Genomic DNA, 18,678 nt, shown 5'->3' with positions numbered 1-18,678 from the left:
CGCCCAAAAACCCAACGGCCGGCAAGACATCCGCAACTGGAGAACAAATGGCTTCGATTTCTGCTGATACCTACAGCCCGTCGCGTGACGATTTCGCCGCGATGCTCGACGAGTCCTTCGCAGGTGGCAACCTGCAGGAGAGCTCCGTCGTCAAGGGCAAGGTGGTTGCAATTGAAAAGGACATGGCCGTCATCGACGTCGGCCTGAAGACCGAGGGCCGCGTTGCCCTGCGCGAATTTTCCGGCCCCGGCCGCGAGAGCGAGATCAAGGTCGGCGATGAGGTGGAAGTGTTCCTCGATCGGATCGAGAACGCCCTCGGCGAAGCCGTGCTGTCGCGCGACAAGGCGCGCCGCGAAGAGAGCTGGGGCAAGCTTGAGAAGGCCTTCCAGAACAACGAGAAGGTCAACGGCGTCATCTTCAACCAGGTCAAGGGCGGCTTCACCGTCGACCTCGACGGTGCCGTGGCCTTCCTGCCGCGCTCGCAGGTCGACATCCGTCCGATCCGCGACGTTGCGCCGCTGATGAACAACTCGCAGCCGTTCCAGATTCTCAAGATGGACCGCCGCCGCGGCAACATCGTGGTGTCGCGCCGCACGGTTCTCGAAGAGACCCGCGCCGAGCAGCGCCAGGAGCTGGTGCAGAACCTCGAAGAGGGTCAGGTCATCGACGGCGTGGTCAAGAACATCACCGATTACGGTGCGTTCGTTGACCTCGGCGGCATCGACGGCCTGCTGCACGTCACCGACATCGCGTGGCGCCGCGTCAACCACCCGACCGAGGTGCTCTCGATCGGCCAGACCGTGAAGGTCAAGATCATCAAGATCAACCACGAGACGCACCGCATCTCGCTGGGCATGAAGCAGTTGCTGGATGATCCGTGGCAGGGCATCGAAGCCAAGTACCCGCTGGGTGCCCGCTTCACCGGCCGCGTCACCAACATCACCGACTACGGTGCGTTCGTCGAACTCGAGCCGGGCATCGAAGGCCTGATCCACGTCTCCGAGATGTCGTGGACCAAGAAGAACATGCACCCCGGCAAGATCGTGTCGACCTCGCAGGAAGTCGACGTGCAGGTGCTGGAAGTCGATTCCGTCAAGCGCCGCATCTCGCTCGGCCTCAAGCAGACCATGCGCAACCCCTGGGAGGTCTTCGTCGAAGGTCACCCGACCGGTTCGGTGGTCGAGGGCGAAGTCAAGAACAAGACCGAGTTCGGTCTGTTCCTGGGCCTCGAGGGCGACGTCGACGGCATGGTCCATCTCTCCGACCTCGACTGGAAGCTTCCGGGCGAGCAGGTGATCGACAACTACAAGAAGGGCGACGTGGTGAAAGCCGTCGTGCTCGATGTGGACGTCGAGAAGGAGCGTATCTCGCTCGGCATCAAGCAGCTCGAAGGCGACCCCTTCGCCGAGCCGGGCGATGTCAAGAAGGGCGCCGTCGTGACCTGCGAAGTGCTCGAAGTGAAGGAAAGCGGCATCGAGGTGAAGATCGCCGGTACCGACTTCACCACGTTCGTCAAGCGCTCGGAGCTCGCGCGTGACCGCAACGACCAGCGCGCCGAACGCTTTGCCGTCGGCGAGAAGGTCGATGCCCGCGTGATCCAGTTCGACAAGAAGGCCCGCAAGGTCCAGGTGTCGATCAAGGCGCTCGAAGTTGCCGAAGAGAAGGAAGCCATCGCGCAGTACGGCTCCTCCGATTCGGGAGCGACGCTGGGCGACATCCTCGGCACCGCGCTCAAGAACCGCGACAGCAAATAAGCGAAACGTTTGTTTTGCTGACATCAAAGCCCCGGCGCGAGCCGGGGCTTTTTTGTTGCGTATCCGTAGCCCGGATTACGCTTCGCTCCATCCGGGCTACAGGCCGCAGGCCTTGTTTTCTTCAAATTGCGCCGCAATTGATGTATTCAGACAAGCCATTGGTCACGTTGTGACGGCACAACGCCCGCGGCCTTTCATTTGGAGATATTCCGATGTCGCTCGATTCGGACATCATCGTCGATCGCCGCAGGATCCGTCGTAAATTGACGTTCTGGCGCGTGGTGGCTGCGCTGATCGCGATCGCGGCGATTGCGGGTTTTGCGCTGGTCGTGACGCCCGGTACGCGTGGCACCTTCGCCTCCGCCGGCGCGATCGCGCGGGTCCAGATCGAGGGCCTGATCCGCAGCGATTCCGATCGCACCCAGGCGCTTGAGCGGCTGGAGAATTCGCAGGCCGCCGCCGTCATCGTTCACATCAACTCGCCGGGCGGCACCACTGCCGGCTCCGAGCAGCTCTACGATTCGCTTGTGCGGCTGAAAGCGAAGAAGCCGCTCGTCGTCGTGGTCGAGGGCCTTGCCGCTTCCGGCGGCTACATCACGGCGATCGCGAGCGACCACATCATCGCCCAGCAGAGCTCGCTGGTCGGCTCGATCGGTGTGTTGTTCCAGTTTCCGAACGTCTCGGAGCTGCTGAAGACCGTCGGCGTCAAGGTCGAGGAGGTGAAGTCCTCCCCGCTGAAGGCCGCGCCCAACGGCTTTGAGCCGACCAGCCCCGAAGCGCGCGCCGCGCTCGATGCGCTGGTGAAGGACTCCTATGCCTGGTTCAAGGATTTGGTGAAGCAGCGCCGTGGCATGGATGACACGCAGCTCGAAAAAGTTGCCGATGGCCGCGTCTTCACGGGACGCCAGGCGATCGATCTCAAGCTGATTGATCAGCTCGGCGACGAGAAGGCGGCGGTGACCTGGCTCGAGGAGCAGAAGGGCGTCAAGAAGGGGCTCACCGTGCGTGATTACAAGCTCCAGCCGCGCTTTAGCGATCTGCCGTTCCTCAAGACAGCTGCTGTCGTCACGCTGGAAGCGCTTGGTTTAGGCTCGATTGCGCATCAGATCGGGCAAACCGGCGTCGCGCAGGCGGTCGATCGGCTCGGAATGGATGGAATGCTGGCTTTGTGGCAGCCCGCCGCGTCAAACTGACTGGTGCAAGCGAGTTCCGAAGGATTTTCTCGTCTGACGAGTGCCGGGGCAGCCCGCTTTTTCGGCATTTGTCACGCATTTTCACGACGCTCAACCTTCATTTAGCGTCTTGACAGATCACGGTATTTTCACGGAAATGGTCATCCGCACGCTTCCGGGTCCTATCTCTCGATGATCAAATCCGAACTTGTTCAGCGTATCGCCGAGCACAACCCGCATCTGTACCAGCGGGATGTCGAGAACATTGTGAATGCGATTCTCGAAGAGATCGTAGCGGCTCTCGCACGCGGTGATCGCGTCGAGTTGCGCGGCTTCGGTGCCTTCTCGGTCAAACATCGCCCTGCACGCGCCGGGCGTAATCCGCGCACTGGCGCCCATGTGCCCGTCGACCAGAAGAGCGTACCGTTCTTCAAGACCGGCAAGGAAATGCGCGAACGGCTGAACCGCGACCATCCGGATCCCGGCGCGCCAGATTAAGGCCGTCGCCGACTGTCGTCCGGGCTTAAACGAACGGCCGCATGATGCGGCAGCAAGCTTGATTCAAGACGAGCGATCGCGATGCGAAAGTTCCTGACCGCGCTGATCGTGCTTCCGCTGGGCCTGATCCTGGTGACCTTTGCGGTTGCCAACCGGCATTTCGTCACGGTCTCGTTCGACCCCTTCGTGTCGAACGACCCGTCATTTTCGCTCACCATGCCGCTGTTCCTGCTTCTGATCCTGGTGGCTGCCTTCGGGGTCGTTGCCGGTGGCTGTGCCGTCTGGTTCGGCCAGCGGCACTGGCGGCGCGCCGCGCGCCGGCATGAGGCGGATGCCCGGGCTGCGAGGGGCGAACTGGCTGATCTGCGGGCCCAGGCGGCCGTAGCGAAGCCCGAGTCCCAGCGCCTTCCCGTCCCCGCCGGGGTGGGTCTTTACGGGGCCATCGGGCGAGACAAGCAGCGCGCGACGTTGTAGAAGCGGCCCCAACCGAAAACCCGTTTCCCGGCCGCAGCTTGCGGCCTTGACCCGCTTTGAGACCATGTCCCTGCTTGTCAAAATCTGCGGCCTGTCCACGCGCGAGACGCTCGACGTCGCGCTCGGCGCTGGCGCGGACATGGTGGGGTTCGTGTTCTTTCCACCCTCGCCGCGGCATGTGTCGCTGGAGACCGGGCGGGATCTCGGCCGCCAGGTGAAGCGGCGCGCGCTGAAGGTTGCGCTCACCGTCGATGCCGACGATGCCACGCTCGACAACATTATGGATGCGCTGTCTCCGGACATCTTCCAGCTCCACGGCAGTGAGAGCGTGGCGCGGCTGCGCGACATCAAGCAGAAGTTCGGCCGCCCGGTGATGAAGGCGGTACCGGTCGCAACCTCGGCCGATCTCGCCGTGCTATCAGGCTATGCCGCGGTCGCCGACCGCATCCTGTTCGATGCGCGTGCGCCGAAGGATGCGACGCGGCCCGGCGGCCTCGGTGCGCCCTTCGACTGGCATCTGCTGGAAAATCTCGATCTGAAATTGCCCTATATGGTCTCGGGCGGGCTTGATGCCGACAACGTCGCGGAAGCCCTTCGCGTCACCCGCGCTGGCAGCGTCGACGTGTCCTCCGGCATCGAAAGCGCTCCTGGCGTGAAAGATCCCGAAATGATCAAGGCCTTCATTCGCGCCGCGCGCGCCACCCAAGATGCTAGCCAAGAGTTGAGCGTCCGATGAACATCGCCAAACCAAACTCCTACCGCAGCGGCCCCGACGAGCGCGGCCATTTCGGCATCTTTGGCGGACGCTTCGTCGCCGAAACCCTGATGCCGCTGATCCTCGATCTGGAGAAGGCCTACACCGCGGCCAAGGCCGATCCGGCCTTCCAGGCCGAGATGGACGGCTATCTCAAGAACTATGTCGGCCGGCCCTCGCCGCTCTATTTCGCCGAGCGTCTCACCGAGCATCTCGGCGGCGCCAAGATCTACCTCAAGCGCGAAGAGCTCAACCACACCGGTTCGCACAAGGTGAACAACGTGCTCGGCCAGATCATGCTGGCGCGACGCATGGGCAAGAAGCGCATCATCGCCGAGACCGGCGCCGGGCAGCACGGTGTCGCCACCGCGACGTTGTGCGCGCGCTTCGGTCTCGAATGCATTGTCTACATGGGCGCGGTCGACGTCGAGCGGCAGCAGCCCAACGTCATCCGCATGGAGATGCTGGGCGCAACCGTGGTCCCGGTGCAGTCGGGCACGCGCACGCTGAAGGACGCGATGAACGAGGCGCTGCGCGACTGGGTCACCAACGTGCACAACACCTTCTACTGCATCGGCACGGTGGCGGGTCCGCATCCCTATCCGACGCTGGTGCGCGACTTCCAGTCGATCATCGGCAACGAGACCAAGGCGCAGATGCAGGAGATCGAAGGCCGCCTGCCGGATTCGCTGGTCGCCTGCATCGGCGGCGGCTCGAATGCGATGGGCCTGTTCCATCCCTTCCTCGACGATTCCACCGTCGAGATTTTTGGCGTCGAAGCCGCAGGCCACGGACTGACGCAGCTGCACGCGGCCTCGATCGCAGGCGGCCGCCCCGGCGTGCTCCACGGCAACCGCACTTATCTGCTGATGGATGCCGACGGCCAGATCCAGGACGCGCATTCGATCTCGGCCGGTCTCGATTATCCCGGCATCGGCCCCGAGCATTCCTGGCTGCACGAGATCGGCCGCGTGAACTATCTCTCCGCGACCGACGACGAGGCGCTCGCCGCCTTCCAGCTGCTGTCGAAGCTGGAAGGCATCATTCCCGCGCTCGAACCCGCGCACGCCATCGCCAAGGTGATGGAGCTCGCGCCGAAGCGGCCGAAGGACCACCTGATGGTCGTCAATCTCTCCGGCCGCGGTGACAAGGACGTTCCGCAGGTCGGCGACATCCTGAGGGGCAAGAGCAAGTGACCACGCGTATCGATACCCGTTTTGCCGAGCTGAAGAAGCAGGGCCGCGCGGCCTTTGTCACCTATGTGATGGCCGGCGATCCCGATCTCACGACGTCGCTCGAGATCGTCAAGGCGCTGCCCAAGGCAGGCGCCGAAATCATCGAACTCGGCATTCCCTTCACCGATCCGATGGCGGATGGTCCCTCGATTCAGGCGGCAGGTCTGCGCGCGCTCAAGAACGGCATGACCTTGAAGAAGACGCTGGGCCTGGTGCGCGATTTCCGCAAGGACGACAATTTCACGCCACTGGTGCTGATGGGTTATTACAATCCGATCTACATTTACGGCGTCGACAAGTTTTTGGCTGACGCCAAGACATCAGGCGTTGACGGCCTGATCATCGTCGATTTGCCGCCGGAGGAAGACGACGAGCTCTGCATTCCCGCGCTGAAGGCGGGCCTGAATTTCATTCGCCTGGCGACCCCGACCACCGACGACAAGCGCCTGCCCGCGGTGCTCTCGAACACATCAGGCTTTGTCTATTACGTCTCCATCGCTGGCATCACCGGTGCGGCGGCGGCGGACGCCAACGCCGTAGGTGAAGCCGTCGCGCGCATCAAGCGGCATACCAAGCTGCCGATCTGCGTTGGTTTTGGCATCCGCACGCCGGAGGCGGCGCGCGCCATTGCCGAGAAGGCTGATGGTTCGGTGGTCGGCACCGCGCTGGTCGACGCGCTCAAGAACAGCCTCGATGCCGAAGGCCGCGCGACCGCCAAAACCGTTAACGCCGTGGCGGAGCTGACCGCGGCGCTGGCCCAAGGCGTCAGGGCTGCGAAACAAGCGGCCGAATAGGCCATAATTCCGCTTTAGCTCTTTAGTTTGAGCATGATCTTGTCGGAAAACCGCTTCACACTTTTCCGGATCATGCTCTAAGGCGGACGACACGGCGGCTTGCCGGGCCGAGGCCCGGCCGCCATATATCCCTTCAGGCGGTCCCCAGCGGGGGCCAGCACATCGGAGCAAACCATGAACTGGCTTACCAATGTGGTCCGGCCGAAGATCCGCAACATGCTGCGGCGGGAGACGCCGGAGAATCTGTGGATCAAGTGTCCGGATTCCGGGCAGCTCGTGTTCTACAAGGACGTCGAGGCCAATCAGTTCGTCATTCCCGGCTCGAACTACCACATGCGCATGGGCGCGGTGGCGCGTCTGAAATCGATCTTCGACAACGAGACCTGGTACGATGTCGCGCTGCCTGACGTCACGCCCGACCCGCTGAAATTCCGCGACGAGAAGAAGTATGTCGATCGCATCAAGGACGCACGCGCGCGCACCAACCTGAACGATGCGATCAAGGTCGGCTACGGCAAGCTCGAAGGCGCGGCCGTCGTCGTCGCCGTGCAGGATTTCGATTTCATGGGCGGCTCGCTCGGCATGGCCGCAGGCGAGGCCATCGTGCGCGGGCTTGAGCTCGCAGTCGAGAAGAAGTCGCCGTTCATCGTGTTCGCCGCGTCAGGCGGCGCGCGCATGCAGGAAGGCATCCTCTCGCTGATGCAGATGCCGCGCACCACGGTCGGCGTGCAGATGCTGCGTGAGGCCAAGCAGCCCTACATCGTTGTGCTGACCAACCCGACCACCGGCGGTGTCACCGCATCCTACGCGATGCTGGGTGACGTGCAGATCGCCGAACCCGGCGCGCTGATCGGCTTTGCCGGCGCGCGCGTGATCGAGCAGACCATCCGTGAGAAATTGCCGGAAGGCTTCCAGCGCGCCGAATATCTGAAAGAGCACGGCATGGTCGACATGGTCGTGCATCGCCACGAGCTGCGCCCGACGCTGGCGCGGCTCTGCCGTTTGCTGACCAAGGCGCCGGCGCTGGAGAGCGCGTCGAAATCGGTGCAGCCGGTCGTCAGCCCGGCGCAGATCGTATCGGCCGCCGAGACGGCGCCGGCCGCGCCTCACGCGTGAACGCGTCCCCTGACAGTGCAAAGCCGTCGCTCGGTGAATTGATCGGGCGGCTGTCGGCCCTGCATCAGAAGCGCATTGATCTCGGCCTCGAGCGGATGCACCGCCTGCTCGAGCGGCTCGGTCACCCCGAACGCAAGCTGCCGCCGGTGATCCATGTCGCCGGGACCAACGGCAAGGGCTCGACGGTTGCCTATCTGCGCGCCGCGCTCGAAGCGGCAGGCCTGCGCGTCCACACCTACACCTCGCCGTATCTGGTCCGCATCAACGAGTGCTTTCGGCTCGGTCGCGTCGGCGGCGGCGTGCTCGTCGGTGACGACGAATTGCGCGCTGCACTCGAAGAGGTCGAGCGCGTCAATGCTGGCGAGCCTGCGACCGTGTTCGAGCTGAAGACCGCCGCGGCCTTTCTTCTGTTCGCGCAGAACCCGGCCGATGCGGTGCTGCTCGAGGTCGGTCTTGGCGGGCGGCTCGATTCGACCAATGTCGTGGATGCGCCGGCGGCCTGTGTGATCACGCCTGTCAGCATGGACCACACGGACTTTCTCGGCGACACGCTGACATCGATTGCCGGCGAGAAGGCTGCGATCATCAAGCGCGGCGTGCCCGTGATTTGCGCCGAGCAGTCGCCGGAGGCGATGGGCGTGATCGAGGCGCAGGCCAAGCGCATGCGCGCGCCGCTGTTTGCCGCGAACGAAAGCTGGCACGTCAATGTCGAGCACGGGCGTCTGGTCTATTCCGACGATCGCGGCCTGATGGATCTCGCCGCGCCGCGCCTGTTCGGTCGCCACCAGTTCGACAATGCCGGCCTCGCAATTGCGACGCTGCGCGCGATCCAGACTTTCAAAGTCAATCAAGCGGCGTTCGAGGCCGGCATCCTCGGTGCCGAATGGCCGGCGCGGATGCAGCGCATCACGTCGGGCGAATTGCTCTCGTGGGGACCGCAGGGCTCCGAAATCTGGCTCGACGGCGGCCACAATGCCGAAGGTGGCCGCGTCGCGGCGGCCGCGCTCGGCGATCTCGAAGAGCGGGTGTCGCGGCCGCTGGTCGTGATCGCAGGCATGATGGCCAACAAGGACGCGAAAGCCTTTCTCGCCAATTTCGCCGGGCTCACCCGTCACATCATCGCGGTGCCGATTCCCGATACCGAGAATGCGATGCCGGTCGACCGCCTTGCGGATGCCGCGCGCAGCCTTAGCATGCGCATCGAGATCGCGCCCGGCGTCGAGGCCGCGTTGCGCGCATTGGCGAAGCTCGCCTACGAAGTGCCGCCCCGCATCCTGATCACCGGCTCGCTGTATCTCGCTGGCCATGTGCTAGGCCTCAACGGCACGCCTCCTGCATAGCAGGTCTCGTGTCCCGGACGCGGTGCAGCGTGCAACGCTGCGCCGCAGAGCCGGGACCCAGCATGCCGCAACATGGGCCCCGGCTCAGCAGCGCACCGCCGAAGAAGCGCTGTGCTGCGTCCGGGGCAAGAGAGAATGCCAATGCGTTTTGCCGCGATTGCCGACGTCCACGGAAACCATCTCGCGCTGGAGGCGGTACTCGCCGACATCCGCGCCCATGATATCACCGACATCGTCAATCTCGGCGACATGCTGAGCGGTCCGCTCGATGCTGTCAGGACCATCGAGATCCTGATGAAGCTCGACGCCGTGCATGTGCTCGGCAATCACGACCGCTATCTGCTCGACCGCCCGCCGGAGAAGATGGGCTCGTGGGACCGTCCGGCCTACGAAGCGCTCGATGCCGCGCAACTCGACTGGCTGCGCGCGCAGCCGATGACGCGCGTGTTCCGCGAGCAGGTTTTCATGTGTCATGCGACGCCCGAGAACGATGAGATCTATTGGCTCGATACCGTGCATCCTGACGGCACGGTCGCGCTGTCGCCGCTCGACCGCATCGAGCAGTTCGCGCAAGGCGTCACCCAATCGCTGATCCTCTGCGCCCACACCCATCTCGCCCGCGCGGTGCGGCTTCGCGACGGCCGGCTGATCGTCAATCCCGGCAGCGTCGGCAGCCCCGGCTATCGCGACAAGCATCCGTTCCCGCATGTCGTCGAAGCCGGCACGCCGCACGCGCGCTATGCGATCCTCGAGCTCGTCGATGGTGCGTGGCAGGTGACGTTCCGCCAGATCGCCTACGATCACGAGGCGATGGCCGCGCTCGCGCGCCGCAACAATCAGCCGGAGCTGGCGAACGCGCTGGCGACGGGATGGATCGCCGCTTCGTAGCCCGGATGGAGCGCAGCGCAATCCGGGAATCGTGCCGCAAGCCGTGACGGCCCCGGATTACGCTGCGCTCCATCCGGGCTACGCAAAACAAAACGGCCGGCTATTCGCCGGCCGTTGAACAACTCTGAACTCATGCCGCGGATCAGACCGCCGACGTGATCCACTGCTGAAGCTTCGCCTTCGGCGCAGCGCCGACCTGGCGGGAGGCCATCTCGCCGCCCTTGAAGATCATCAGGGTCGGGATCGACATCACGCCGTACTTCGACGCGGTCTTCGGGCTCTCGTCGACGTTGAGCTTCACGATCTTGACCTTGTCGCCCATCGCGCCGGCGATCTCATCGAGGGCGGGTGCGATCATGCGGCAGGGGCCGCACCACTCGGCCCAGAAATCGACGACGACAGGGCCGTTTGCCTTGAGCACTTCGGCTTCGAAATCGGTGTCAGAAACCTTGCCAACGGCCATGGGAGTACCTCGTTCGGTTGAAAGAGAATCGGCGCGACGTGGAATCGCGCCCGGGATCATGGCGTCAACCTATGAACGGCCCCTTGCCGGGTCAAGGACGCTCACGCCGACATGAAGGGATGCCAGCGCCGCGTCCAGCGCGGGGGCTGAAATCTCCATATATTCAAGGGTCTCGGTCCAGAGCAGGACGGCGCGAACGGGCTTTTGGGGATAAAGCCGCGCCAGCACGGCCCGGTACAGCGCAAGCTGCCGGACATAGGCGGCGGGCGCTTCGGCCGCGCTTTTGGGGGCCGCCTGGTTGGTCTTGAAATCGACGATCAAAACCTCATCGGTGCGAACGACCAGCCGATCGATCTGCCCCGACACCAGCGCCGGCGGCCGGCCTGGCCGCTCCAGCCGGCCGACGATGGCGACCTCGGCCCGGCTGCCGGCGGCAAAGACGGGCGCGAAGCGCGGTTCGGCGATCAAGGCGAGCACTTTGTCGGCCAGCGCCGTGCGGTCGGCCTCGGTCCAGTCCGCGGCATTGCGGGCCATGAAGCTCAGCGCGGCATCGCGCCGGCGCTCGGGGGCGATGTCGGGCAGCGACTGGAGCATCCGGTGCACCAGCGTGCCGCGCTGCAGCGCCAGCGCGCGCGACTGCACCGATTCGCTGGTCCTCACGCTGCGGCCCTCTTCGGCCGACTGGCCGGAGGGGCGTACCGGATCATCATCGACGGTCTCGCGTGGCACCGGCGTGCGCAGCCAGCCCGGCAATGCGATCGAATGATCCACCGAGCTCGCCGGCGTCCCCAGCGCTGCGACATCGCCCGGCCGGGCGAATCGCGTCACCTTGCCGAGCGGCGTCTCGATCGTCTGCTTGTCCAGATCCGAGCCGGCGAGTCCGGTATCGATGAGGTCGTACCAGCTCAGCTTGCGGACCGTCCTCATGTTGCCGGGTAGGCAGCCGCCGACGATCAGACGGTCGGCCGCGCGCGTCATCGCGACATAGAGCAGGCGGCGGTATTCGTCCTCGGTCTCCTCGATCATCGCCTTGCGCGCCTCGGCGACCGGCTTGGGATCGTCCGCCTTGCGCCCGGCCCAGACCACCACCTCGCCGCCATTGCCGCGCGGCACGTGGATCAGCCGGACCCGCTGCGAATCCGCGGGCGAGGACGTGGTGTCGACCATGAACACGACCGAAGCTTCCAGCCCCTTGGCGCCGTGCACGGTCATCACCCGCACCTCGTCGCGGGAGATCTCCATGTCGCGCTTCACCTCGGTGTCGGCCGAACGCAGCCAGGCCATGAATCCCTGCAGCGAGGCCGGTGCCTTGCGCTCATAGTTCAGCGCCAGCTCCAGGAATTCGTCGAGCGCGTCATTGGCCTCGTGGCCGAGCCGGCGCAGGATGCGGGCGCGGCCACCGTCGCCGCCGAGCAGCCAGGCGTAGAAGGCGAACGGTGTCTCCTCGCGCGCACGCAGCTCGCAGGCTTCCAGGCGCCGCAGCACGGTCGCGGACTTCTCGCTTGTGCCCGCATGCTCGCCGAGCGCGCGACGCAGCGATCCCTTGCGATCATGGGCCAGCTGGAACAGGTCGTCGTCATCGAGCCCGAACAGCGGGCTCTTCAGCGCCACCGCGAGCGCGAGATCGTCCTGCGGCAGCAGCAGTGCATCCGCAAGGTTCATCAGGTCGATGATGCCGATGTGCTCTGTGAGCTTGAGCCGGTCGGCGCCGGCGACCGGGACGCCAGCGTGCTTCAGCGCCTGGATCACGGCGTCGAATGCATTACCGCGCCGGCGCACCAGGATCAGCATGTCGCCATAGCGCAGGGGACGGCGCTCGCCTTCGTGCCCTGTCAGCGTGCCGCTCTCGACCAGCCGCTTGATCTCGGTCTGGATCCGGCGCGCGAGCTTGACCTCGGGGCTGGTCACGGCGACGCCGTCGAACGGCGCGCGCCAACCCTCGATGTCCTGTCTGTCGTCGGCTTCAGCCAGGTCCCACAGCTCGATCACGCTGGGACCTGCATCGGCGAGCGCGTTGTGCAGGGGATGGCCGATCTCGACCGAATGGATGCTCTTGTAGATCGCGGGGTCGCGGAAGACGTGATCAACCGAATGCAGGATCGCTGCGCCCGAGCGGAACGAATAGGTGAAGGCTACGGGATCGAACTTCAGCCCGGCCGCGGTGAACTTGCGGTGCAGCTCGCGCCGGCGCGCGTCAAATTCCCGGGGCTGCGCGCCCTGGAACGAGAAGATCGACTGCTTCTCGTCGCCGACGGCGAAGACGGTTCGGTTCAGCCCTTCGCGTGCGCCTTCGCCGGCGGTGAATTCCGAGATGATGTGCGCGACAATGTCCCATTGCCGCGGGCTGGTGTCCTGGGCCTCGTCGATCAGCACATGGTCGACGCCGCGGTCGAGCTTGTAATGCACCCAGCCCGAGGACACGCGGTCGAGCATCGCCAGCGTCTTGTCGATGAGGTCGTCATAGTCGAGCAGGCCGCGCTCCTGTTTCTCGCGACGGTAGTTTGCCGCGGCCGCGGTCGCGATATGCAGCAGCGCAGCGGTGCGGTCACGCATGGTCACTGCGCGGCGCTTCTCGACCAATCCAGCGAGGCGCAGCGCCTCGTTCTCGAACAGGCGGGCGACGGACGGATTGTGCTCGCCAAACTTCTTGGTCAGCACCGCCTTGCGCGGCAGTTTTTCGTCGGTGAGGAAGACGCCGAGATAGGCATCGACCTGCGCGGCGCCGGAAAACACCTTGGCCTCGCGGAGCCGGCTGGCCTGGTCGTTGTCGGATTTGCTGCCATCCTCCAGTGCAAAGGCGATGTCGTCCCAGCGCGAGCGCGGCAAATACGGGCCGTCGAGAATCTCTGTTTCGACATCCTCGATGCGGTCGCTTGCGCTCACGCTCAGCGTCGCCGCCATCTGCGCGGCAGCGGTCTCCGCGTTGCCGGCGTCATCGGTCCAGGCCATGAAATGGTCGCGGCTCAGACAGGCCTCGCGCACGACTTCCTTGAAGGTGACGTCGGCGGCGCTGGCCATCGCGGTCAGCAGCGCGCGGCCGGTGACGCTGTCAGGGGCGCGCGCGGCCTCCAGCAGCACCTTCAGATTGGCGCGCTCCATCATGTCGGTCTGGTCGCGCTCGTCGATGACCGAAAAGCGCGCGGGCACATTGGCCTCGAATGGAAACTGCTGCAGCAGGCGGGTGCACAGCGCGTGGATGGTCTGCACCTTCAATCCGCCCGGCGTCTCCAGCGCGCAGGCGAACAGTTTTCGCGCGTCGCGCCGCAGTTTTCGGTCCGGGTGAGGAATGCCGACGGCACGGATTGCCGCATCGAGCCCGGTATCATCCAGCGTCACCCAATGACCAAGCGTGGTGAACACGCGTTCGGCCATGTTGGCGGCGGCGGCCTTGGTGAAGGTGATGCAGAGGATCTTTTCCGGCGGCACGCCCGACAGCAGCAGGCGGATCACGCGCTGCACCAGCACATGGGTCTTGCCCGAGCCGGCATTGGCCGACACGAAGGCCGACGCAGTCGGATCGGACGCACGCGCCTGCCGCGCGCGGACCTCGTCAGGGATGGGACGCGGTAGCTTCACCATTCCTCGATCCCCAAACCGCCGGCCGCCGACCATTCCTTGATGCGGGCGAGGTCGTCATAGGTGCCGTAGCGGTTGGTCCACATCGGCAGGTTCAGCGAGGTGTAGGGCTGGTTCTCGTCGTCGAAGGCACGGATCAGGGCTTCCAGCTTGGCCCTCGCTTCCGCGGCCGCCGTATCAGGCGGCTGCGGCTCGTCGCCTTGCTTGAATTTGAGCTCGAGGATGCGCTCCTCGCCAGCGGGATTGTTGCCGCTCAGGCGCACATAGACGAGCTGGCTCACGGACGAGCCGGCGTCGATATCAGGAAAACCGCCCTCGCGCAGGATCGCGGCTTCCAGCGTCAGCTGCGGCGACAGGCCCATGCGGACCTGCTTGCCGGTTGGCGGCTGGCCGGTCTTGTAGTCGAGGATGGCGTAGCCGCCGCCCTGGCGCCGCTCGATGCGGTCGGCGCGCGCGGAGAGGCGGAAGCTGCGTTCGTTGTCGAGCCTGATCGAAATCTCGCCGCGGGTCTCCGCGGTGATCGACTCGATCGCGCTGCGCCGCGCCGTCTCCCATTCGCCGAACCAGCGCGCGATGCGCTGGAAGCGTGGCCACCACAAGGCCCGCGCCTCGGGGCGCTCCATCAGCGGCAGGAAATACTTTTCGCCGATCGCGCGCAGCACGCGGGCGGGATCGTCGGGAAGACGCCCGGCATAAGTCTCGGTGAACTCGCCGAGCGCGTCATGGATCGCCGAGCCGCGGTCGGCGGCTGACAGCGGCATGTCGACGGGATCGAGTGCGGCGAGCTTCAGGATGCGTTTGGCGTAGATCGTGTAGGGATCGCGCAGCCAGTCTTCGATCTCGGTGACCGACATACTTGTCGGGCGTGTCGCGCGCGGCGGTCGCGGCTCCGGCTGCTTGATGGGTGTGACCTCGGCGGGCTGATCCAGCGCACCAGCGAACTGCACATACTTCTCGCCGGCGCGAACGGCCGCCTTCCAGAGCTCGTCGCCGGCAACGGCCTCCAGCCGATGCAGGAAGCGTGAGGCCACCGCCGGCGCGCCGCCGGCCTTGGCGGAGTGGGTGAGGATCACCTCGTCGGCGCCGAGCAGTTGCGCGAAATCGTGCGCGGAGAGGCCGATGCGCCGCTCCGGCAGATCGAGGCCGAGTTCGTGCCGCATCGGACGGCTGAGCCAGGGATCGATGCGCGGTGCCGGCGGCCAGACGCCCTCGATCAAGCCGCCGACGATGATACGGTCCGCCTGCATCAGACGCGATTCCAGCGGGCCGTAGATTTGCAGCCGCGCGCCGGGCTTGTCGCGGCGCCGTACGGCGCGGTCACTGAAGGCGGTGTGGAAGACATCCGGGTAATCAGGCAGCGGCACCATCAATCCGCTGGTGGTGCCGCCGCGCAGCAGATCGTCGAAGGCGCTGGCGAGCGCGAGGCCTTCGCGCTCCTCGAAAGCCATCGAAATGCCCTGCTCGTCGTGCGACAGCTCGATCATGATCTCGCGATGGCGATGCGCAAGCTCGGCGAAGTCATACGGCTTCGACGACGGCAGGCTTTCGATCGGCGCCAGTGCTTTTTGCAGGGCATCGATCAGCGCTTGGATACGATCGAGATCCTCGGCCTTCAGACGCGCACGTGGCTCGGCCTTATGGAGCGCGGAGACCTCGCTGCGCCACAGCTTGGCCAGCTCCTCGCGAAAGCGATTGAATTCGCGCAACAGGCCGGCAGTGCCTGCGGGCGGGCGCGTGCCACGCAAGACCGCTAGCTCCAGGCCTTCGATCGCCGCTTTCCACGCGCCGGGCAGACGGCCGAGCCGGCAGAGTGGATGCTTCAGCATCGCCAGCAGCGTCGGCGGCTCCAATCCCTTGGTCGCGGCCTCAGCTGTCAGTCGCGCAAAGACGCCGGCGGATGTTTCCATCAAGACGTCGCCGCCGGAATCGTCGAACGCAAGGTCCCATCGGGTCAGCGCGGCCATCACCCGCCGCGCCAGCGCGCGGTCCGGCGTCACCAGTGCTGCGGACTTATCGAGATGCCGCGCCTCGCGCATCGCAATGGCGATGGCGAGTGCTTCCATCTCGGGGTTGGCGGCTTCGACGACCGCGAGGTTCGTCATGCCGCCGGCGATCTTCGCGGCGACATCGGGCTGCTTCAACCGGTCGTGCCAGACTTCCGTCTTGGCCGACGGCCGCATCGATTCGGAGGCGAGCAGGTCTCGACCGCCATTCGCTGCCGGCTGCAGCAGCTCGACATCGCTGCGCTTGATGCCAAAGCGGTCCAGCAGCGCGTGCAGGGCGTATTGCGGATGGTTCGAGGCCGGATGCTCCGCGAACTTGCCGAGCGAATCGCGCACGCCGCCGATGCTGCGCCAGGCATCGTCGTCGAGATCGGTGTCGAGCCCCGGCAGCACCACGGCGCCATGCGGCAGCGAGGCGACCGCATGGAGGAATTTCGCGGTGGCCGGCATCGAGCCGGTCGAGCCGGCCGCGATCACAGGGCCATGCGGATGCGCGGTCAGGCGTTTGGCTTCCGCCGCGATCAGCAGGTCGCGCCGGGCCGCGGGCTCGATCCGGTTGATCTCGGCGAGATGGCCGGGCCAGGCGATGCGTGCGATGCGCAGGAATTCGAGCGAATGCTGCCAGTAGCGGTCGAGCATGTCAGGCACGAGGCCGTCGAGCGCGCCCCAGTCGACGCCGCGCGTCACCATGTCGTCGATCAGGCGCGCGAGGTCGCTGGCCAGAGCAAGCGTCGAGGCGGGGCCGCCGACCACCAGCGGCGACAGCACCGGGCCCTTGGCCCAGGCCGCGACCAGTTGCGCCAGCGTCAGCCGGCGTTCGAGCTCGCCGAGCCGCGGCGGAATGTCGAGCGGCGTCGTGCCGGAAAACTGCTCGCCTTCGTCGGCAAACGCGAGCTCGTCCTCGTCGATATCGCCGAGCGCGACGATGCGCGGCAGCACGACGGCATCTGCCTTCATCTCGTCGAGAAAGATCTCGCGGACGACGCGCATGGCGCGCCGGGTCGGCAGATACAGCGTGGCATCGGCCAGCCGCGCCGGCTCCTTGCGCGCCTCGAAGCCATCAACCAGCCGGCCGTCGAGCAGCGCGGTGACGACCGTGCGCAGGAACGGAACTGAGATGGGAACGCTGAGAACGCGCATGGGCTGCCTGATTCGAAGGATCAGGCGCCAATATAGGGAGGCGGATTCAAATGGATATGGGTGGAGGCGAGATAGTCCCCGCTGTTCGTGCGGGACAGGTCTCGTGCCCCGGACGCGGCGCAGCACGCAGTGATGCGCTGCTGAGCCGGGGCCCAGGTTGCTTCGTTCCGCGAGTGAAGATGGAGTGGGTCCCGGCTCTGCGGAGCGGCACTTCGCGCCGCACCGCGTCCGGGACAAGAGAGCAGCTGTTACGCCACGCTCTCCAGAAACGCCTCTTCCGCGGCGTGCACGGCGTCGGGCGTGCCGACATGCATCCAGACGCCGTCGAGGCGGAGGCCGAACAGGCGCTCCTGCTCATTGGCGCGGTCGAACATTTTTGTCAGCGAGAACTCGCCCTGCGGCGCATCGGCGAAGATCGCGGGCGACAGGATCGCAGCGCCGGCATAGACGAACGGGACGACCTCTTTTTCCTTGCGCTTGCGCAGGGCGCCGTCGGGCAGCATGCCGTAATCGCCGCGGCCGTTATAGCCGATGCTGGTCGCGGTCGGCGCCATCAGCAGCAGGATGTCCATGCGCTCGGGGTCGAAGTTTTCGGCAAGCCGCGCCAGGTTGGAGCGGACGCCGTCGATCCACAGCGTGTCGGAATTGACGTGGAAGAACGGCGCGTCGCCGAGCAGCGGCAGCGCCTTGACCACGCCGCCGCCGGTGCCGAGCACCTGGTCGCGCTCGTCCGAGATGGTCACGCGCGGATGCTGGCGCGATGCGGTGTGATCGATGATCTGGTCCGGCAAATAGTGCACGTTGACGACTGCGTCGGCGACGCCGGCCTGGCCGAGCTTGTCGAGCACATGGTCGAGCAGCGGCTGGCCGGCCACCGGCACCATCGGCTTCGGCATCTTGTCCGTCAACGGACGCATGCGCAGGCCGAACCCTGCGGCGAGCACCATGGCTTTGGTCGGCTTGACGGACATTCGTTGCTTTCTCGTACCTGTCTTTCTCGGACCTGTTGGTTTTGCGTTTGCAGCAAATCCTAGCACGGGACTCAATCAGCCGCACCGCATCTCAACCGCCTTAACCACCCGCCGTGACGGTTGTACGACGGGTGTTGCCGTTACGCCCCGACGGAGGTGGAGCGCGCCTTTTTCTTCTTGTCGCCGATTTTCAGGAAGTTGACCCCGATCTGGTCGCCATTGACCCAGGCCAGCTCGCAGCGGCGGTACGCAAGTCCGGTGGACGACAGCAGGAGAAAAAATTCCTTCAGATGCAGGCCTTCGACCGAACCGTCGATGGTCAGCTTGGCGCCGCTCTCGGAGACATCCTCCATGGTGCATTCGCGCCGCCAGGTGCCGTCGATCCCCATCATCTGGGCCGGTATCCCGCGCTCGAAAACAACCCGGCTGTTGCCACGCTGGTCCGTCTTGACCGCCATCTGCCCTTGCTCCAGCCCCGTATTTGTCCGGCTGCCTGCGGT

Annotated in this window: 15 protein-coding genes; 10 read left to right on the top strand and 5 right to left on the bottom strand. The window is 65.4% G+C overall.

The genetic code is table 11. The features are described 5' to 3' along the window. Positions 1 to 47 precede the first annotated feature (47 nt). The 10 genes from rpsA (at position 48) to AC1RR3_RS18485 (ending at position 10,025) form a co-directional block, all read left to right on the top strand. Positions 48 to 1,754, top strand: a complete 1,707-nt coding sequence (gene rpsA, locus AC1RR3_RS18530; protein WP_492824550.1) for a 30S ribosomal protein S1 — start codon at positions 48 to 50, stop codon at positions 1,752 to 1,754. Positions 1,755 to 1,966: 212 nt separating this feature from the next. Beyond that, positions 1,967 to 2,947, top strand: coding sequence for a signal peptide peptidase SppA (gene sppA, locus AC1RR3_RS18525; protein ID WP_492824549.1), 981 nt, complete (start codon positions 1,967 to 1,969; stop codon positions 2,945 to 2,947). A 171-nt stretch (positions 2,948 to 3,118) separates the two neighbouring features. Beyond that, positions 3,119 to 3,424, top strand: a complete 306-nt coding sequence (locus tag AC1RR3_RS18520; protein WP_007598410.1) for an integration host factor subunit beta — start codon at positions 3,119 to 3,121, stop codon at positions 3,422 to 3,424. Positions 3,425 to 3,505: 81 nt separating this feature from the next. Continuing rightward, positions 3,506 to 3,898 (top strand): lipopolysaccharide assembly protein LapA domain-containing protein, encoded by a 393-nt coding sequence (locus AC1RR3_RS18515; RefSeq protein ID WP_492824548.1) that lies wholly within the window; start codon positions 3,506 to 3,508, stop codon positions 3,896 to 3,898. A gap of 64 nt (positions 3,899 to 3,962) precedes the next feature. Next, positions 3,963 to 4,634 (top strand): phosphoribosylanthranilate isomerase, encoded by a 672-nt coding sequence (locus tag AC1RR3_RS18510; RefSeq protein ID WP_492824547.1) that lies wholly within the window; start codon positions 3,963 to 3,965, stop codon positions 4,632 to 4,634. Beyond that, a complete protein-coding gene (gene trpB / locus AC1RR3_RS18505) occupies positions 4,631 to 5,848 on the top strand; it encodes a tryptophan synthase subunit beta (protein ID WP_492824546.1) in 1,218 nt (405 codons plus the stop codon). The genes AC1RR3_RS18510 and trpB overlap by 4 nt, the downstream gene beginning before the upstream one ends. Continuing rightward, a complete protein-coding gene (trpA, locus tag AC1RR3_RS18500) occupies positions 5,845 to 6,681 on the top strand; it encodes a tryptophan synthase subunit alpha (protein ID WP_492824545.1) in 837 nt (278 codons plus the stop codon). The genes trpB and trpA overlap by 4 nt, the downstream gene beginning before the upstream one ends. Positions 6,682 to 6,855: 174 nt before the next feature. Next, a complete protein-coding gene (gene accD, locus AC1RR3_RS18495) occupies positions 6,856 to 7,797 on the top strand; it encodes an acetyl-CoA carboxylase, carboxyltransferase subunit beta (protein WP_492824544.1) in 942 nt (313 codons plus the stop codon). Continuing rightward, on the top strand, positions 7,794 to 9,137 hold the full coding sequence (locus AC1RR3_RS18490; protein WP_492824543.1) for a bifunctional folylpolyglutamate synthase/dihydrofolate synthase: 1,344 nt from the start codon (positions 7,794 to 7,796) through the stop codon (positions 9,135 to 9,137). The genes accD and AC1RR3_RS18490 overlap by 4 nt, the downstream gene beginning before the upstream one ends. 141 nt (positions 9,138 to 9,278) lie before the next feature. After that, entirely contained in the window at positions 9,279 to 10,025 is a 747-nt protein-coding gene (locus AC1RR3_RS18485; RefSeq protein WP_492824542.1) for a metallophosphoesterase family protein, read from the top strand. Between the two features lie 142 nt (positions 10,026 to 10,167). On the opposite strand, the gene trxA is transcribed toward AC1RR3_RS18485, so the two are convergent. The 5 genes from trxA to AC1RR3_RS18460 form a co-directional block, all read right to left on the bottom strand. Further along, complete coding sequence (gene trxA / locus AC1RR3_RS18480; protein WP_007598398.1) at positions 10,168 to 10,488, bottom strand: thioredoxin; 321 nt, start codon at positions 10,486 to 10,488, stop codon at positions 10,168 to 10,170. Between the two features lie 69 nt (positions 10,489 to 10,557). Then, the gene (addA, locus tag AC1RR3_RS18475; protein ID WP_492824541.1) at positions 10,558 to 14,067 is read right to left on the bottom strand and encodes a double-strand break repair helicase AddA; all 3,510 of its coding nucleotides are present in this window, start codon (positions 14,065 to 14,067) and stop codon (positions 10,558 to 10,560) included. After that, entirely contained in the window at positions 14,061 to 17,207 is a 3,147-nt protein-coding gene (gene addB, locus AC1RR3_RS18470) for a double-strand break repair protein AddB (protein ID WP_492824540.1), read from the bottom strand. The genes addA and addB overlap by 7 nt, the downstream gene beginning before the upstream one ends. Before the next feature lie 248 nt (positions 17,208 to 17,455). Next, positions 17,456 to 18,178 (bottom strand): nucleotidyltransferase family protein, encoded by a 723-nt coding sequence (locus AC1RR3_RS18465; RefSeq protein ID WP_492824539.1) that lies wholly within the window; start codon positions 18,176 to 18,178, stop codon positions 17,456 to 17,458. A gap of 140 nt (positions 18,179 to 18,318) precedes the next feature. Further along, positions 18,319 to 18,636 carry a PilZ domain-containing protein gene (locus tag AC1RR3_RS18460; protein ID WP_492824538.1) on the bottom strand — a complete coding sequence of 106 codons (318 nt, stop codon included), beginning with the start codon at positions 18,634 to 18,636 and terminating at the stop codon, positions 18,319 to 18,321. Positions 18,637 to 18,678 lie beyond the last annotated feature (42 nt).

This window comes from Bradyrhizobium sp. GW821-FHT13H05 (assembly GCF_058804065.1).
This window is presented reverse-complemented; position numbering and strand designations above follow the sequence as displayed.

Bases quoted from the DNA above. Each gene is read 5' to 3' on its own strand.
- AC1RR3_RS18465 (WP_492824539.1), bottom strand. From the start codon at position 18,178: ATGTCCGTCAAGCCGACCAAAGCCATGGTGCTCGCCGCAGGGTTCGGC.
- trxA (WP_007598398.1), bottom strand. From the start codon at position 10,488: ATGGCCGTTGGCAAGGTTTCTGACACCGATTTCGAAGCCGAAGTGCTC.
- accD (WP_492824544.1), top strand. From the start codon at position 6,856: ATGAACTGGCTTACCAATGTGGTCCGGCCGAAGATCCGCAACATGCTG.
- AC1RR3_RS18520 (WP_007598410.1), top strand. From the start codon at position 3,119: ATGATCAAATCCGAACTTGTTCAGCGTATCGCCGAGCACAACCCGCAT.
- addB (WP_492824540.1), bottom strand. From the start codon at position 17,207: ATGCGCGTTCTCAGCGTTCCCATCTCAGTTCCGTTCCTGCGCACGGTC.
- trpB (WP_492824546.1), top strand. From the start codon at position 4,631: ATGAACATCGCCAAACCAAACTCCTACCGCAGCGGCCCCGACGAGCGC.
- addA (WP_492824541.1), bottom strand. From the start codon at position 14,067: ATGGTGAAGCTACCGCGTCCCATCCCTGACGAGGTCCGCGCGCGGCAG.
- AC1RR3_RS18460 (WP_492824538.1), bottom strand. From the start codon at position 18,636: ATGGCGGTCAAGACGGACCAGCGTGGCAACAGCCGGGTTGTTTTCGAG.
- AC1RR3_RS18510 (WP_492824547.1), top strand. From the start codon at position 3,963: ATGTCCCTGCTTGTCAAAATCTGCGGCCTGTCCACGCGCGAGACGCTC.
- rpsA (WP_492824550.1), top strand. From the start codon at position 48: ATGGCTTCGATTTCTGCTGATACCTACAGCCCGTCGCGTGACGATTTC.
- sppA (WP_492824549.1), top strand. From the start codon at position 1,967: ATGTCGCTCGATTCGGACATCATCGTCGATCGCCGCAGGATCCGTCGT.
- AC1RR3_RS18485 (WP_492824542.1), top strand. From the start codon at position 9,279: ATGCGTTTTGCCGCGATTGCCGACGTCCACGGAAACCATCTCGCGCTG.
- AC1RR3_RS18515 (WP_492824548.1), top strand. From the start codon at position 3,506: ATGCGAAAGTTCCTGACCGCGCTGATCGTGCTTCCGCTGGGCCTGATC.